The 15683-nt window shown below is 53.8% G+C and carries 16 protein-coding genes; all 16 read left to right on the plus strand.

Annotated elements, in window-relative coordinates; all coding sequences use genetic code 11:
- Positions 1-288: 288 nt before the first annotated feature.
- Positions 289-690 carry an RT0821/Lpp0805 family surface protein gene (locus tag RVM26_RS03435; protein WP_498940807.1) on the plus strand — a complete coding sequence of 134 codons (402 nt, stop codon included), beginning with the start codon at positions 289-291 and terminating at the stop codon, positions 688-690.
- Position 691: 1 nt separating this feature from the next.
- Positions 692-2437, plus strand: coding sequence for a polysaccharide biosynthesis/export family protein (locus RVM26_RS03440; RefSeq protein WP_498940809.1), 1746 nt, complete (start codon positions 692-694; stop codon positions 2435-2437).
- 175 nt (positions 2438-2612) lie between these two features.
- On the plus strand, positions 2613-3422 hold the full coding sequence (locus RVM26_RS03445; RefSeq protein WP_498940811.1) for an ABC transporter permease: 810 nt from the start codon (positions 2613-2615) through the stop codon (positions 3420-3422).
- 3 nt (positions 3423-3425) lie between these two features.
- Entirely contained in the window at positions 3426-4523 is a 1098-nt protein-coding gene (locus RVM26_RS03450) for a KpsE/RkpR family capsule polysaccharide export protein (protein ID WP_498940813.1), read from the plus strand.
- A 222-nt stretch (positions 4524-4745) separates the two neighbouring features.
- The gene (locus RVM26_RS03455) at positions 4746-5039 is read left to right on the plus strand and encodes a DUF4351 domain-containing protein (RefSeq protein WP_074210384.1); all 294 of its coding nucleotides are present in this window, start codon (positions 4746-4748) and stop codon (positions 5037-5039) included.
- Positions 5040-5227: 188 nt separating this feature from the next.
- Positions 5228-5419 carry a DUF2283 domain-containing protein gene (locus tag RVM26_RS03460; protein WP_016913348.1) on the plus strand — a complete coding sequence of 64 codons (192 nt, stop codon included), beginning with the start codon at positions 5228-5230 and terminating at the stop codon, positions 5417-5419.
- 200 nt (positions 5420-5619) lie between these two features.
- Positions 5620-5901, plus strand: coding sequence for a DUF4351 domain-containing protein (locus RVM26_RS03465; protein WP_498940815.1), 282 nt, complete (start codon positions 5620-5622; stop codon positions 5899-5901).
- A gap of 364 nt (positions 5902-6265) precedes the next feature.
- A complete protein-coding gene (locus RVM26_RS03470) occupies positions 6266-6532 on the plus strand; it encodes a hypothetical protein (RefSeq protein WP_016913346.1) in 267 nt (88 codons plus the stop codon).
- A complete protein-coding gene (locus tag RVM26_RS03475) occupies positions 6520-7215 on the plus strand; it encodes an ATPase (protein ID WP_498940818.1) in 696 nt (231 codons plus the stop codon). Before RVM26_RS03470 ends, RVM26_RS03475 begins: the two co-directional genes overlap by 13 nt.
- A 586-nt stretch (positions 7216-7801) precedes the next feature.
- On the plus strand, positions 7802-9226 hold the full coding sequence (locus RVM26_RS03480) for an MBL fold metallo-hydrolase RNA specificity domain-containing protein (RefSeq protein WP_498940820.1): 1425 nt from the start codon (positions 7802-7804) through the stop codon (positions 9224-9226).
- A gap of 196 nt (positions 9227-9422) precedes the next feature.
- Complete coding sequence (locus RVM26_RS03485) at positions 9423-10091, plus strand: ABC transporter ATP-binding protein (protein WP_074210387.1); 669 nt, start codon at positions 9423-9425, stop codon at positions 10089-10091.
- A 54-nt stretch (positions 10092-10145) separates the two neighbouring features.
- Positions 10146-11711 (plus strand): DUF8374 domain-containing protein, encoded by a 1566-nt coding sequence (locus RVM26_RS03490; protein ID WP_474189142.1) that lies wholly within the window; start codon positions 10146-10148, stop codon positions 11709-11711.
- A gap of 49 nt (positions 11712-11760) precedes the next feature.
- Positions 11761-12831 carry a hypothetical protein gene (locus RVM26_RS03495; protein WP_474189141.1) on the plus strand — a complete coding sequence of 357 codons (1071 nt, stop codon included), beginning with the start codon at positions 11761-11763 and terminating at the stop codon, positions 12829-12831.
- Positions 12828-13127, plus strand: a complete 300-nt coding sequence (locus RVM26_RS03500) for a hypothetical protein (protein WP_498940824.1) — start codon at positions 12828-12830, stop codon at positions 13125-13127. The genes RVM26_RS03495 and RVM26_RS03500 overlap by 4 nt, the downstream gene beginning before the upstream one ends.
- 20 nt (positions 13128-13147) lie before the next feature.
- A complete protein-coding gene (gene wecB, locus RVM26_RS03505; RefSeq protein WP_498940826.1) occupies positions 13148-14275 on the plus strand; it encodes a UDP-N-acetyl glucosamine 2-epimerase in 1128 nt (375 codons plus the stop codon).
- 78 nt (positions 14276-14353) lie between these two features.
- The gene (wecC, locus tag RVM26_RS03510) at positions 14354-15634 is read left to right on the plus strand and encodes a nucleotide sugar dehydrogenase (RefSeq protein ID WP_498940828.1); all 1281 of its coding nucleotides are present in this window, start codon (positions 14354-14356) and stop codon (positions 15632-15634) included.
- Positions 15635-15683: the final 49 nt, after the last annotated feature.

The raw sequence follows: 15683 nt of genomic DNA on the forward strand, positions 1-15683 counted from the left end.
ACGAGCTTACCACAGCCGTGTGACACACCTACGACAAGAAAGCCACGGAACTAAAAGGCTATTTTTCGTTATAAGAAGCCGTAGTGTGACATGCACACGGAAGCGCCAGCGTGAAAAGGGCGGGCTGTACAATGCTTGTTGACGTAGAGCCCAAGCAACGAATCCCTTACAATGGCGCGTGCTTTACAGCGCATTGGTAATCACTTTTTACATCCGCACAGCGTAGGGCAAGGGAATACGCCCGTATCAATCCCTGGGCGGTAGCGTGCCTTTTTGATGGAATCCACTATGTTGAACACCCCAATTTACGTCTCGCGGCCAGCTCGCATGCTGTTGGCGGCGGTCAGCGTGGCCCTGGTCAGCGGCTGCGCCACCCAGTACCCCTCTGGCAGCGCCCAGCAAGCGCCTCAATACGTGCTTACCCAGGATGCCGCGTCGCTGCTGGAAGACGAAGCGCTCAATCGCTTCCTCACCCAATCGCCCGCCAGCGGTGTACACACCGCCGCCCGTACCCCCTGGGGCGACAACGTGGAAATCATCGCCGAAGCCCCGTACCTGGCCGCCAGCGGGCGCAAATGCCGCCAGCTCCAAGTGATGGAGCCCGGCGGCAGCGTACGCGCAGCACTCGCCTGTGAAACCCCCAATGGCTGGGCACACCAGCGCCTGGTCACCCAAGCAGGAGGGCGCTGACATGCCGGCCACGATCACTTCCACCCCCACCCTGTTGGCTCCGCTGAAGCGCGTGCTGGCCACGGCCGGGCTGGTGTTTGCCACGCTGGCCACTGCGCCCGCCATGGCGCAATCCATCAGTCTCTCCAACGACATCCTTCCCCAGCAGGGCAGCCAGCAAGGCGGCCAGCAGGGGCAGCAAGAACAGGTGGACGACACCCCGCGCGCCGACTGGCGCAGCGGCACCTACGGCCCCATCGCCACGCCGCCCCAAAACCCCGATGCCTTGCCGCCCTTTGGTGCCAACCTGTTCACCGGGGGCTTTCGTGGCGCCATGGGAGACGGCCTGAACGCCGATTACCGCATCAAGCCCGGCGACCAGATCACCGTGCGCGCCTGGGGCGCATTCGAGTTCGACCGCGTGCTGCCTGTGGATGCCCAGGGCAACATCTTCATTCCCGGCTCCGGCCCGCTCAACGTGGAAGGGCAGAACAGCCAACAGGTCGATGGCAGCGTACGCGGCGCCATTACCTCGGTGTACCCCGATAACGTCGAGGTCTACACCAACGTGCAAGGCGTTCAGCCCGTGGCCGTGTTCGTCACTGGCTACGTGGAAAGCCCGGGCCGCTATGCAGGCACCCCCAACGATTCGCTGCTCTACTTCCTTGACCAGGCAGGCGGCATCGACCAGGATCTGGGGAGCTACCGCCAGATTCGTGTGGTGCGTGACGACCGCACCGTGGCCACCGTCGACCTCTACGACTTCCTCATCAACGGCACCATCGCCCGCCCGCAGTTCCAGGATGGCGACACCATCGTGGTGGAAGAGCGTGGCCCCGCCATTGCCGTGGTGGGTGACGTACACCGCGAACACCGCTATGAACTGATCGGCAACCAGCTCAGCGGTGCCGAAATCATCAATCTGGCCCGGTTGAGAAGCGGCGTTTCCCACGTACTGCTGCGCGGCGACCGCGACGACGGCCCGATTGCCCAATACTTCCCCATCAACCTGTTTGCAGGCCAAACGGTACGCAGCGGTGACGAAGTGGTGTTCAGCGCCGACCAGCGCAGCGAAACCATCGTGGTGGAAATCGAAGGCAGCTACTACGGCCCCTCGCGGTTTGCGCTGCCCCGCAATGCGCGCCTCAGCGAACTGCTCGACGCCATTGCCGTACCGGAAAACATGACCGCCGTGGAAAGCATCTCGCTACAGCGGGAAAGCGTGCGCCAGCAACAGGCGCAATCCTTGCAGGACAGCCTGCGCCGCCTGGAAACCACCTACCTGGGCGCTTCCTCGCGCACCGACCAGGAAGCCCAGATTCGCCTGCAAGAAGCCGAACTGATCGAACGCTTCATCGAACGCGCCCGTGAGCTCGAACCCAGCGGCCGCTTGGTGGTGGCCTCCAGCGACGGCATCACCGACATCCGCCTCCAGGATGGCGACGTGATCACCATCCCTGAAATCAGCGACTCGGTGCTCATCAGCGGTGAAATCCTCGTGCCCCAGGCCGCCGTCTACCGCCCCGGCATGAGCGTCATCGACTACGTGGAAAGCGCCGGTGGCTTCACCGAACGCGCCGACCGCGACCAGATCCTGCTGGTACGCCAGAACGGCGCCGTCGAACACGCCCGCAACACCCCGCTGCGCCCCGGCGACGAAATCCTCGTCATGCCCAAGGCACCCACGCACAACCTGCAGCTCGCCTCGACCCTCACCCAGATCCTCTTCCAGATCGCCGTCACCACCCGCGTCGCCCTGGACCTGTGATGGGTGGTTGGTAAATAGTGAATGGTGAGTGGTGAGTAGTGAAGGTAGTATCTCGTAGCGCGGCGTAACGAAAGAGCGAGGCAACGAGCGAAAGAGGCACCCGCGGAGGGCGGCGCCAGCCGCCCCGATCGAGCCACTACTCCATTTATGTTCTTGAATCAAAAGACACAGCATCATGGATAACACAAGCAGCGCCCCCAAAGGCGCGCGCACCCCTTGGCAAGTTACCCGCAGCGTGTGGTACGCCATGTTCATGCGGGAAGCTCTTTCCCGCACCATGGGCGACCGCATGGGCTGGTTCTGGATGATCTTCGAACCCTTTGCACTTGTTGCGATCATGGTGGGTATCCGTAGCTTCGTCAGCGGTGATAATTTAATTGCTAATGCCCCTTTTATACCCTGGATGATCATCGGGATGATGGGTTTTTTTTTGGCACGTGAAGGTATGATTCGTGGTATGGGAGCCATTGATGCTAACAGTTCATTATTTGCTTATCGCCAAGTACAACCTATAGACCCAGTATTAGTGCGCAATTTTCTTGAAGGCGCTCTACGGAGTTTTATATTCCTTATCTTTATTGGTGGGGGGTTAATGCTGGGGCTTGATATGTACCCCGATAACGCCATTAGAGCGATGGCTGCTTGGCTGTCCCTTTGGTGTCTCGGTGTGGGTTTGGGTCTAGTGACATCAGTCTCAGCAACCCTGGTGCCTGAAGTCGGTAAAGTTGTTCGAATGCTATCTCTACCGTTAATGATTATCTCGGGGGCAATTTTTCCGCTTAATCAATTACCGCACTGGTTGCTTGAGTATTTAATGTTTAACCCCGTTCCGCATGCGCTTGAAAACTTGCGGCTTGGTTTTTTCGAAAATTACCAAGTGATCCATGGCACTAGCATGCTTTATTTTTGGTTGGTGACATTGACTCTAAATGCGCTAGGACTACTCATGCATCTACGTTTTGTTGATCGTTTAAAGGCCAAATAACCCATGCACGTATCGTTTACTCGTTTTATCAAGCAGTCACCGCACTGGGCATTGGCCTTAATCGCTATCCTGCTCGTTAGTTTTTATTGGTTTGTATGGGCAGAGGAGCGCTACGTCTCGCGCGCGACCGTGGTGTTAGAAAGCCCTCAGGTCGCCACGCCAGAATTTAGCCTGTCATCCTTAATGGGGGGCGGGTCAGGTAACACCGCTGACCTATTGCTATTGCGTGAGCACTTACTTTCGGTAGATATGCTGCGCCTACTAGACGAGCAGCTCGGTATTCGCCAGCACTACAGCGAACACGGTGATTTCTTTGCGAAGCTGCGCGACCCCAACGTTCCAATCGAAGACTTGCACGACTACTACCTGCGCCGGGTAGAGGTAGAGCTAGACGAGTACGCAGGGGTGTTGAACATTCGTGTGCAGGGCTACACCCCGGAATTCGCCCACGACATGGCATCGCTGCTGTTAGAGGCCGGCGAAAACCACATGAACGAAATGGGCCACCGCCTGGCCGACGAACAGGTACGCTTCCTGGAGCGCCAAATGGTGCGCCTGGAAGAGCGCTTCAATGACACCCGCGCCCAACTGCTCGAATTCCAGAACGAGCACGGCCTGGTATCACCCACCAGCACGGTGGAAAGCATCAACCAGGTCGTCGCCACCCTCGAAGCCGACCTGGCCCGCTTCCAGGCCCAGCGCAACGCCCTGGCCAGCTTCCAAAGCTCGCAATCCGCCGAATTACGCCAAGTAGAGCGCAGCATTGCAGCACTACGCGACCAAATCACCGAACAGCGCGACCGCCTAGCCCAAGCCACCGGCAACTCGCTCAACCGCATCTCGGCAGAATACGAAACCCTGGAACTGCAAGCCCAGTTCGCCCAGGAAACCTACTCCAGCGCCCTGGCCGCCCTGGAAAACACCCGCCTGGAAGCCGCCCGTCAGCTCAAACAAGTCAGCGTGCTGCAAAGCCCGCTCATGCCGGAATACCCCACAGAGCCCAACCGCCTCTACAACAGCAGCGTCTTCGCCATTATCACCATCTTCCTCGCCTTCATCCTCAGCATGCTCATGATGATTGTGAAGGATCATCGGGATTAGAGTTGTTGGTGAGTGGTGAGTGGTGAGTGGTGAGTGGTGAGTAGTGAGTAGTGAATGGTGAGTAGTGAATGGTGAAGGGTGCCGCTATCCCGTGGCGCGGCGTAATGAAAGAGCGAGAGAAACGAGCGAAAGAGGCACCCGCAGCGGCGGCGCCAGCCGCCCTGATTGAGCCCTAGCTCGCTAAAGTGCCATCATCGCAGCTATCCTCAGGAGGAAAGCAAAATGGCTGGTTTAGCAGAGCGTCTTCGTACGGAAGGTATTCAGCAAGGCATGCAGCAAGGTATGCAACAGGGCATGCAACAGGGCATGCAACAGGGCATGCAACAGGGCATGCAACAGGGCCGTCAGCATGAAGCACAAAATATGCTGCGAAAGCTGCTCATGCTGAAGTTTGGCGAGTTACCGTCATGGGCCGATACCCAAATTGAGGCGGCTTCCATAGAGCAGCTGGAAAACTGGATGGAAGGCATATTGAGTGCCAACACATTGGAAGCCCTGATCGAACCTATTCAGTAACCGTTGACATTCACGCCATCACCAGCACCCCTCACGGGGTGCTTCGCGGGTGCGCTCCGCTTACGCCGCGCTACGAACACCGCCAACCTTATGAGGCGTGGCACCATCCTCTTGTCGATTGCAGCAGTCTTGGAAGATAAAATAGTGGTAAAGACAGTCATGCATCACTTTGTGTGGGAGGATAAGTAATGCGAACTACCTACGATGAAGCAGATGATATTCTAGTTCTGCACCTATCAGAAAAGCCTACCGTTAGGGAGGTTTCTCAAGATTGGCATACACATATTAGTTACGCTGAGGATGGCACGATCAATGAAATCGTCATTCTGGAAGCCTCGAAGCAAGGTGCATGGCCACTCTTAAAAAGCCAAGCCGCTTAACTAACCCCATCACCACTCCTCGCTGCTCCTGCGGGTGCACTCGTCTACACCGCGCTACAGAGAGAACCCGTAGCGCGGCGTAACGAAAGAGCGAGAGAAACGAGCGAAAGAGGCACCCGCGAAGGCGGCGCCAGCCGCCCTGATTGAGCCCTAGCTCGCTAAAGTGCCATCATCGCAGCTATCCTCAGGAGGAAAGCAAAATGGCTGGTTTAGCAGAGCGTCTTCGTACGGAAGGTATTCAGCAAGGCATGCAGCAAGGTATGCAACAGGGCATGCAACAGGGCATGCAACAGGGCATGCAACAGGGCCGTCAGCATGAAGCACAAAATATGCTGCGAAAGCTGCTCATGCTGAAGTTTGGCGAGTTACCGTCATGGGCCGATGCCCAAATTGAGGCGGCTTCCATAGAGCAGCTGGAAAACTGGATGGAAGGCATATTGAGTGCCAACACATTGGAAGCCCTGATCGAACCTATTCAGTAACCGTTGACATTCACGCCATCACCAGCACCCCTCACGGGGTGCTTCGCGGGTGCGCTCCGCTTACGCCGCGCTACGAACACCGCCAACCTTATGAGGCGTGGCACCATCCCCGTTTCGCGCCATAACGAGCAACCGCGTCAACACCTCGAATGGCGGCACCAACCCCGTAACGCGGCGTAACGAAAGAGCGAGAGAAACGAACGAAAGAGACACCCGCAGCGGCGGCCCGGCGCGAAGGGCGGCGTCAGCCGCCCTGATCGAGCCACGATATTTAATGAATCATTGCAATAGCCTGCTCTATTCGAAACTACTCGGTCTATAATGAATCTATGGTTTCACAAGCTGTACTGAGAAGGGGGAAATCATGAGTCAGAAATCAAACCACGAGAAGCTAGCGATGGTGCGCAAAGGTAAGAGAAAAGATCCAATGCAAGACACGCGCTCACTCATGCAGTTTGCGAGTGAATCCTCTCGCGCGGCCATCCAAAGAAATTTGGCGGCAGGTGTTTCTGTGGTCTATGAGCGTGATGGCTATCTGGTTGAAGAGTCGCCCGATCATCAGGTCAAGCAGCTCAAAAAGTTAAAACAAGCCCAGCCATTCAATCTTAGGGAGTATTTGTGCCAAGGTTAAGGCTTATTGCTGGCCCAAATGGCTCGGGTAAAACAACCCTGACTCAATTTTTGCTTAGTAAGAAAATACCATTAGGGCAATATTTAAATCCTGATGATATTGCGAAGCATATTGAGCTAAATGATGTTATTGAAAAAACCTCAACCACAATGTCTGAGGGCAAGGCGTTCGTAAAGTCTTTTGCTAAAGAGTTTGAAACGTATTTTGCTGCGATCTCTGCGCAAGCGATTGCCACAGGCCTGAGAGAGGATTGGTTGGAGTCTGGCCTATCCCTCACCTATGAATCTGTTATGAGTCATAGTAGTCACATAATATTTGTTGAAAAAGCACTAGATTTTGGGTTTGAGCCCTACCTCTATTATATTTGCACATCAAGTCCTGAGATTAATCAGGCTCGTGTTGCACAAAGAGTTTCGAGTGGTGGGCATGATGTCCCTGCCGAAAAGATAATAAGTCGCTATCAAGCAAGCTTGTCACTTTTGCATGAAATGGTTGTGAAATGTAGAAGAACTTATTTTTTTGATAATTCTAGTGAAATGCATCTGCATTTTGCAGAAGCCACACCTGATGGTTTTCTAGATATCTATGAAAGCGAATTTAAAAAATTTGATTCACAGTGGTTTGTTGATTCAGTGCTTAGAAAATGGGACAGATCTAAAGTGAGATCTGCACGCCCCTCATAACGCACGTAGCAATAAATAGCCGCCAACACCCGTATTAGCGGCCCTAGCCGCCCCGATTGAGCCACGGTGATCGAGCAAACCCCAGTGGCATATTCGGCACCCCTCACGGGGTGCTTCGCGGGTGCGCTCCGCTTACACCGCGCTACAGGTGAATCGCCAAGATACGCATGGGCGAGCACCCGTAGCGCGGCGTAACGAAAGAGCGAGGCAACGAGCGAAAGAGGCACCCGCAGCGGCGGCCCGGCGCGAAGGCGGCGTCAGCCGCCCTGATTGAGCCACGGTGATCGAGCAAACCCCAGTGGCATATTCGGCACCCCTCACGGGGTGCTTCGCGGGTGCGCTCCGCTTACACCGCGCTACGGGAACACCTCCAACGTTATGAGGCGTGGCACCATCATCGTTTCGCGCCATAACGATCAACCGCGTGAACACCTCGAATGGCGGCACCAACCCCGTAGCGCGGCGTAACGAAAGAGCGAGAGCAACGAGCGAAAGAGGCACCCGCGTGGGCGGCGCCAGCCGCCCCGATCAAGCCACTACGCTCCATAACGCCTTACCGCCCAAAGCAAGCACGAAAAGGAATTCAATGCTCAACATCACCCACCACGGCGGAGCCAAAGGCGTCACTGGAAGCTGCCACCAGCTCACCCTCGATAGCGAACACTCACTGCTGATCGACTGCGGGCTATTCCAAGGCGAAGACGCAAAAGAAAACGCCTTCGATCAGCTACAAATCGAATTCGATATCAGCACCGTCAAAGCGCTGGTCATCACCCACGTACACATTGATCACGTAGGCCGTTTGCCTTACCTACTGGCTGCCGGATTCAAAGGGCCAATCATCTGCTCCATTCCTTCGGCCAAACTGCTGCCCCTAGTGATCGAAGATGCCCTAAAAATCGGCTTCACCCGCAACGCCCAGCTCATCGAGCGTTTCCAGCAGCAGTTGGAAAGCCAGATCGTCAACGTGCCCTACGGCAAATGGCACACCGTGGTAGAAAAAACCGAAGAAGGCGGCATCACCACCCGCGTGAAGCTCAAGCGGGCAGGGCACATACTGGGCTCCAGCTACGTGGAAGTAGCCCACCAGCACCCCAACGGCGAAAAGGAACGGGTGATATTCAGCGGCGATTTAGGCGCTCCCTACGCACCGCTACTGCCCGCGCCCCAATCGCCCTACGGCTGCGAACAATTGGTACTCGAAAGCACCTACGGCGACCGCCAGCACCCTGACCGCCGCCAGCGCCGCGCCACGCTGAAACAGGCCATCGAGCAAGCGCTCACTAACGGCGGCACGGTCATGGTGCCCGCCTTCAGCATTGGCCGAACCCAAGAGTTGCTCTACGAGCTGGAAGGCATCATTCATGAAGCCGAGCGCAACGCCAAACGCGGGCTGCCCAAAAGCCTATGGCAAACGCTGGAGATCATCGTCGATTCGCCGCTGGCCGCCCGCTTCACCCAGGTATACCGCCAGCTAAAACCCTACTGGGACGACGAAGCTCAACGCCGCCTGCGCAGTGGCCGCCACCCGCTCAGCTTCGCCAACCTCTACACCGTAGAAAGCCACGAAGCCCACGAGCAAACGGTAGCGTATTTAGCCAACACAGGCCGCCCCGCCGTGGTGATCGCCGCCAGCGGCATGTGTGCAGGTGGGCGCATCATGAACTACCTAAAAGCTATGCTAGGCGATGAGCGTCACCAAGTACTATTCGTAGGCTACCAAGGCGCAGGCACCCCAGGCCGCGCCATACAGCAGTACGGCCCCCAAGGCGGTTGGGTAGAAATAGACGGCCAGCGAATTGATATCAAAGCAGGCGTCACCTCCATCAGCGGCTACTCCGCCCACGCCGACCAAAAAGGGCTGCTCAACTTCGTCAAACGCATGCGCCGCTGGCCCCATACCATCCATTTAGTACACGGCGAACAAACCGCGCGCAGCGCGCTCAAACGTGAGCTGGAAGCGATGTACACCCGTAAAGGAAAGGTGGTGAAAGTAGTGAATGGTGAGTAGCACCAACCCCGTTTCGTCACATAACCATCAATCGTGGCAACACCTCAAGTGGCGGCAACCACCCCGTAGCGCGGCGTAACGAAAGAGCGAGAGCAACGAGCGAAAGAGGCACCCGCGGAGGCGGCGATAGCCGCCCCGAACACGCCACTAAATGCTAAAACGCCACCACAGAACACCATCGGCAACCAAATACCAAATGATCGAAATAAAGAACCTCTACAAGCGCTACCACAACCACCACGGCAGCGACTGGGTGCTCAAAGACATCAACCTCACCATACCCACCGGGGTGAGCGTAGGCCTGATTGGCCGTAACGGTGCCGGTAAATCCACACTGCTGCGCCTTATTGCAGGAATGGATACACCAGAGCGTGGCGAGGTAATACGTCACAGCCGGGTCTCTTGGCCAGTAGGGCTAGCAGGCGGCATGCAAAACAATATGACAGGCCGCCAAAACGTCAAATTTGTAGCGCGAACACAAGGCTGTGGCCCCGAAGAAGTAAAACGGGTAATAGCGTTTGTGCAAGATTTTGCAGAGATCGGTGAAGCGTTCAATGAACCAGTACGTACGTACTCATCAGGTATGCGTTCAAGGCTCTCGTTTGGCCTCTCACTAGCGTTTGATTTCGATGTTTATATTTCAGATGAAGCTACGGCGGTAGGGGATCGAGCGTTTAAAGCAAAAGCGCAAAACCTATTTAAATCGAAAGTTGGGCAATCGTCGCTGATTATTGTTTCTCACTCTGAGGGAATTCTCAAAGAGCTATGTCAAGTAGGCGTTTATATCAAGGACGGGCAAGCGCTTTGGTTTGATAACATTAATGAAGCGATAGAGTCTTACCACAATGATGTGGATAAAAAATAAATTCATCGTTGCTATCTAAATTGCATAAATACCAAGGTATAGAGGAATGTGTCAGTGAATAGAATTGCCATTGTCGGCCATCCATCTTCGGATTACATGGACGTAGAAGCACTGCTAAAAAAATATGGTATGGCAGAGGCAGCTCCTTCCAGAAGGGAAGGCATGAGTATTCACAAAATTCAGGACTCGCTTTTTAAAGCTCACAGTGCCGTAAATGTTGAAGATGCTCAACAAGAGAGCGAGTTGGGGCAGTTGGAGCTTAGCAATGTATGGCAAGGGCTAGTCTTGGACTTATTGCTAGGAAACATTGAGCAAGAGGGCGTATGGGGCTGGGCTTCACCGGATACTCTGCGGTTACTAGATATGTGGTATAAGGTAGATGAGCAGACCTCTTTCTTACTGGTATACCAACACCCAGCCATAGCACTGAAAAATGCACTAGATCGCAAAGAGGACATTTCCCCAATCAAGGTGCTCAACAACTGGGCGGCCTATCATGGGGCCTTGTTAGCCTTTTACTTACGCCACCCTGAGCGCAGTTTCCTGGTCCACACCCAGCAGCTCCTTAGTCAGCCCCAGGACATACTCAAAGCGCTACCTGAGTTTTCAGCTAATCCCGCAAGTGCAATTGTAGCGCCTAAGGCAAGCCGGTTAGCGACTGCGCTCGAATCATTCGATGGCTGTGAACAAGCAAATGTCACACAGTTAGAAGCAGAGCCGTTAGCGCGTTTTCTCAGCGAAAAAGTGGTCGAACAGCACTCTGCGCTTTCCTTGTTTGAAGAGCTGCAAGCGAGCGCTACCTATCCAAGGGAATGTAATAGCACACTGACATATGAGGATGCTTGGCAGTATTTCAAGCAAAAGCGCACTGCGCTATTAAGTACAATCACAAGTTTGCAACAGGCGCTGGAGAGCGAAAGCAGCAAGAGTGCTGCTTTAAAACGCGAAAATGAAACGTCGACCAATAAGATTGCAAGCTTGCAGCAAGCGCTGGAGAGAGAAAGCACCAAAAGTGCTGCTTTAAAACGCGAAAATGAAACGTCCGCTAATAAGATCGCAAGCTTGCAGCAGGCGCTAGAGAGCGAAAGTGCCAAGAGTGCTGCTTTAAAACGCGAAAATGATGCGCTGAAAAAAACACCTCCAGCCCCCGCTGTTGATACTACTAAGCTACAGCAAGAAAACAGTATGCTGCTGGAGCAACTGCACGTAGTGCAGGAAGAGCTAGAAAAACTGCATAGCCAAAGGGGAGTGAACTCTGCAGCTGCCTCAATAGATGAGTCTTATTACGGCGCGGACCAACGCATTAAACGCCAGCTAACTTACCGGTTAGGGGCAGTAGTAGTGAATAGCCACAGCATAAAAGACTTTATCTGCCTCCCCCTGTCACTGAAACGCGAATATGCCGCATATCAAAAAGACATGAAGGCTCGCAAAGGGGAAAAACTACCGCCCATTTCCCAGTATGCGGATGCCCACAAAGCGGAGCAGGTGAAACGTCATCTCTCTTATCGCTTAGGGCAAGTGATTATGAACCACGCAGGTTCCCCTGTAGGGTGGGTGAAGCTACCAACGGCATTAAGCCGAGAAGCCAAAGCTTTTCGTAAAGAGCGCCAGAGTTGATCATCATTCAGTATCTTGCCAATAACACCAACACCATAGCGAGCATCTTATGACGGTTTTGACTCACTCCACTCAAGCTTCCTCTTCACAGCCTGCACTTGGCTTCCATGCGCTTTCGCTTGTGCAATGGCTAAGCGCGCTTCATGGTTTACAGTCACCGTCACAAATAACGCTGTTTGGGGCAGGCAGTGGCCACAATGAAGTGCTTGCCTGGGCAGCAGAGCAGTCCATTGAAAAGGTTAGCTTGGTCGAAGGTAGCCAGCAGGCGTTTCATCAGTTAAGCGTTAGATGGCAGGCTGCGCAGCCGCAATGGAAGCTGCACAATGTGGTGATGGATGCCGGGGTGGATAAAGCTGATACGTTTTATTTAGCCAGCAACTCCACAGAAAGCGGCTTGCTGGCACCTTTAACACTTACCCCTCTATGGCCGAACATCGCAGAAAAAGAGAGCCAGCCATGTGAACCTGTCAGCTTGACTGAGTGGGCAAGTACACACTGGCGAAGCCCAGGGCAGTGGCTCTTTATTAACTATTTTTGTGAAGCAAGCTTGTTAGTTAATCAGGTCGCTGAGTTTGATAAAGTAGACGTGCTTAGGTTGCGTGTAAGTACTGAAAAATCAGTACCCCAAGCTATAACTGCAGCTGCATGGCAGCCAGCTTTGAAGCAAGCAGGTTTTCGCATCATCAGCCGTGAAAGTGAGCGTCATCCGGGTATTGAGCGCTGGCTGTGTGTTAAGGTCCTTAACAGCGGATCCTCTGCCGTTAAAGCAGAGCTTGCTCAAACAAAAGCGGAGTTTGAGCAGGTGAAAGAGAAACTTGAAAATACTCATAATTGGTTCATGAACCATAAGAAGCAAGCGCTGGAGTATGAAAAGCAACTGGCTGTTACAGAAGACGAATTAAAAGCAACTAAAAATGAACTGGCGCAAACGCGGCAGCAAATGGAGCAAATAAAGTTGCTAAGAGAATCAGTCGATCAAATATCCCAGAAAATAACGCAAGGGTTTACGATTCAAAGCGAGCAGCGTCAACAGTCAACAAACGCATTAGGAAAACATATTACCCAAATGCTTCAACCTTCCAAAGTGCAGACCGAAAATGAGGAAAAGGATAACCTATGAGCGCACAGCCTCTTGTGGTCAAGCAGGCCATGCAAGCATTTCGGCAAGGGAATTATGCCGCCGCCAAAGTGCTTTACCAAAAAGCTGCCAAACAGTACGGCGCACACTTATTTAAAGCCAATCTCTACCTGTGTGATAAATACGCTGGCAGCGGTTCAAAACAACTAGCCGTAATGCCTGAAAGCATGACAGGTCAAGCGGATCAGGCACAGCGCCAGCTACAGGAAACTCAGCAACTTCTTGAGCACTACTACCAGCGCTGCCAAGAACTTGAGTACCAACGATTAGAGCGTTGATTAACAGCTAAGGTAACAGAATGAAAGTATTGACCGTATTTGGCACCCGCCCCGAAGCGATTAAAATGGCACCGCTGGCGCTTCAATTAGCCGCCGATGAGCGTTTTGACGCTAAAGTATGCGTGACGGCACAGCACCGAGAAATGCTGGATCAGGTGTTATCTCTATTTGAGCTAGTACCCGATTTTGACCTGAACATCATGAAACCGGGCCAAGACCTAAACGATGTCACCTGCGGGATTCTGCAAGGTCTCAAGGGTGTTTTTGAAGAGTTTAAGCCTGATATCGTGCTGGTTCATGGCGACACCGCGACCACCTTTGCCACCACCCTGGCGGCTTACTACCAGCAAATCCCCGTGGGTCACGTAGAAGCAGGGCTGCGTACTGGCAACCTATACTCCCCTTGGCCGGAAGAAGGCAATCGTAAACTCACTGGGGCACTGGCAAAACTGCACTTTGCACCTACCGAAACCTCTCAACAAAACCTGTTGAACGAAGGCATCGCACCAGCGGATATTCACGTAACAGGCAATACAGTGATTGACGCGCTGTTGGATGTTGCCCACAAGCTGGATACGAACCAAGCATTGGCTCAAGAGCAGGCCGCACGCTTTCCCATGTTGCAGGCAGGCAAGCGTTTGATACTGGTCACTGGGCACCGCCGTGAAAGCTTTGGCGGCGGTTTTGAGCGCATTTGTCAAGCACTGGCAGATACCGCCAAAGCTCACCCTGATACGCAAATTCTCTACCCGGTTCACTTGAACCCGAATGTACGCGAGCCAGTGAACCGGTTATTGGCAGGTATTGATAACGTCCACCTTATCGAACCTCAAGACTACCTGCCGTTCGTTTACTTGATGAATCGCGCCCACATCATTCTGACGGATTCCGGTGGTATTCAAGAAGAGGCGCCATCTTTAGGTAAGCCCGTGCTGGTAATGCGCGATACCACCGAGCGCCCTGAAGCGGTTTCCGCTGGTACCGTAAAGCTGGTAGGCACCGATGTCTCTACTATTACTGAAGAGCTGACCCGCCTGCTAACAGATGAAGCAGCCTACAACGCCATGAGTTATGCCCATAACCCCTACGGCGATGGCACCGCCTGCGAACGTATTCGCAACGTGTTAAGTGAGTGGAAACAGTCATAGGCGAGTATCCAATACTCGTCACTAACTATTCGCGACTCACCATTTACCATTCATCATCGACTACTCACGGATAAACACATGAAATTTGAAACCATCTCTATGATTGGCCTGGGCTACATTGGTCTGCCGACTGCTGCGGTATTTGCTTCACGGAAGAAGAAAGTGATTGGTGTCGATGTCAACCAGCACGCCGTAGATACCATTAACAAGGGCGACATTCACATCGTAGAGCCTGAGCTGGATATCGTAGTGAACGCTGCAGTGAAGCAGGGCTACCTGCGTGCAACCACTACCCCTGAACCCGCTGATGCCTTTTTGGTAGCCGTACCTACACCGTTCCATACGGATGAAAACGGCCAGAATCACAAAGCAGATTTAAGCTATATCGAAGCAGCAGCTAAATCCGTAGCGGCAGTGTTACAGCCGGGCAACTTGGTGGTTCTAGAATCCACTAGCCCCGTAGGTGCCACCGAGCAGATGGCAGAGTGGCTGGCAGAAGCACGGCCAGATCTCACCTTCCCGCAAACCCACGGTGAAGCATCCGATATTCGTATTGCCCACTGCCCCGAGCGTGTATTACCGGGCCACGTCATTCGCGAGCTGGTTGAGAACGACCGCGTGATTGGTGGTATGACCCCGAAATGTGCTGAAGCTGCCTGCGCGCTCTATCAAATCGTGGTGGAAGGTGAGTGTGTTGCTACCACTGCTCGCACTGCCGAGATGGCCAAGCTAACCGAAAATAGCTTTCGCGATGTCAATATTGCTTTCGCAAATGAGCTTTCCACCATCTGCCACGAGCTAGATATCAATGTGTGGGAACTGATTGCTTTAGCAAACCGTCACCCACGAGTGAATATCCTGACCCCCGGTGCGGGCGTAGGTGGTCACTGTATTGCTGTAGACCCTTGGTTCATCGTAGATGCCTGCCCAGAACAGGCCAAAATCATTCGCGCAGCGCGCGAAGTGAACGATGCCAAACCGCAGTGGGTGTTAGGCCGTGTGAAAGAAGCGCTGGAGTACTACCACCAGCAGCACCCGGATGCCAAGCGTAGCGATTTGACCGTGGCTTGCTTGGGGGTTGCCTTTAAACCGGATATTGATGATCTGCGTGAAAGCCCCGCCCTGGGTATTGCCAAAGAAATTGGCAAGTTGGGCTGCAAACTGCAAGTGGTGGAACCCAATATTGAAACACTGCCCAAAGGCCTAGAAGGGGCTAACGTAACACTGGCGACCTTCGATGAAGCCATGGCACAAGCCGATGTGGTATGTGTGCTAGTGAAGCACAAGCCGTTTATTGTTCATAAGAAGGCCGTGAGCGGTAAGGAAACCGTCATCGACGCCGTGGGCCTGCTGGGTTAAATATCCACCCAATTATCGTTAAACCAGGTGAGTGGTAATGGCAAGGCGT

It is taken from the genome of Halomonas sp. KM072 (assembly GCF_050710315.1).
Lineage (GTDB): Bacteria > Pseudomonadota > Gammaproteobacteria > Pseudomonadales > Halomonadaceae > Vreelandella > Vreelandella hamiltonii.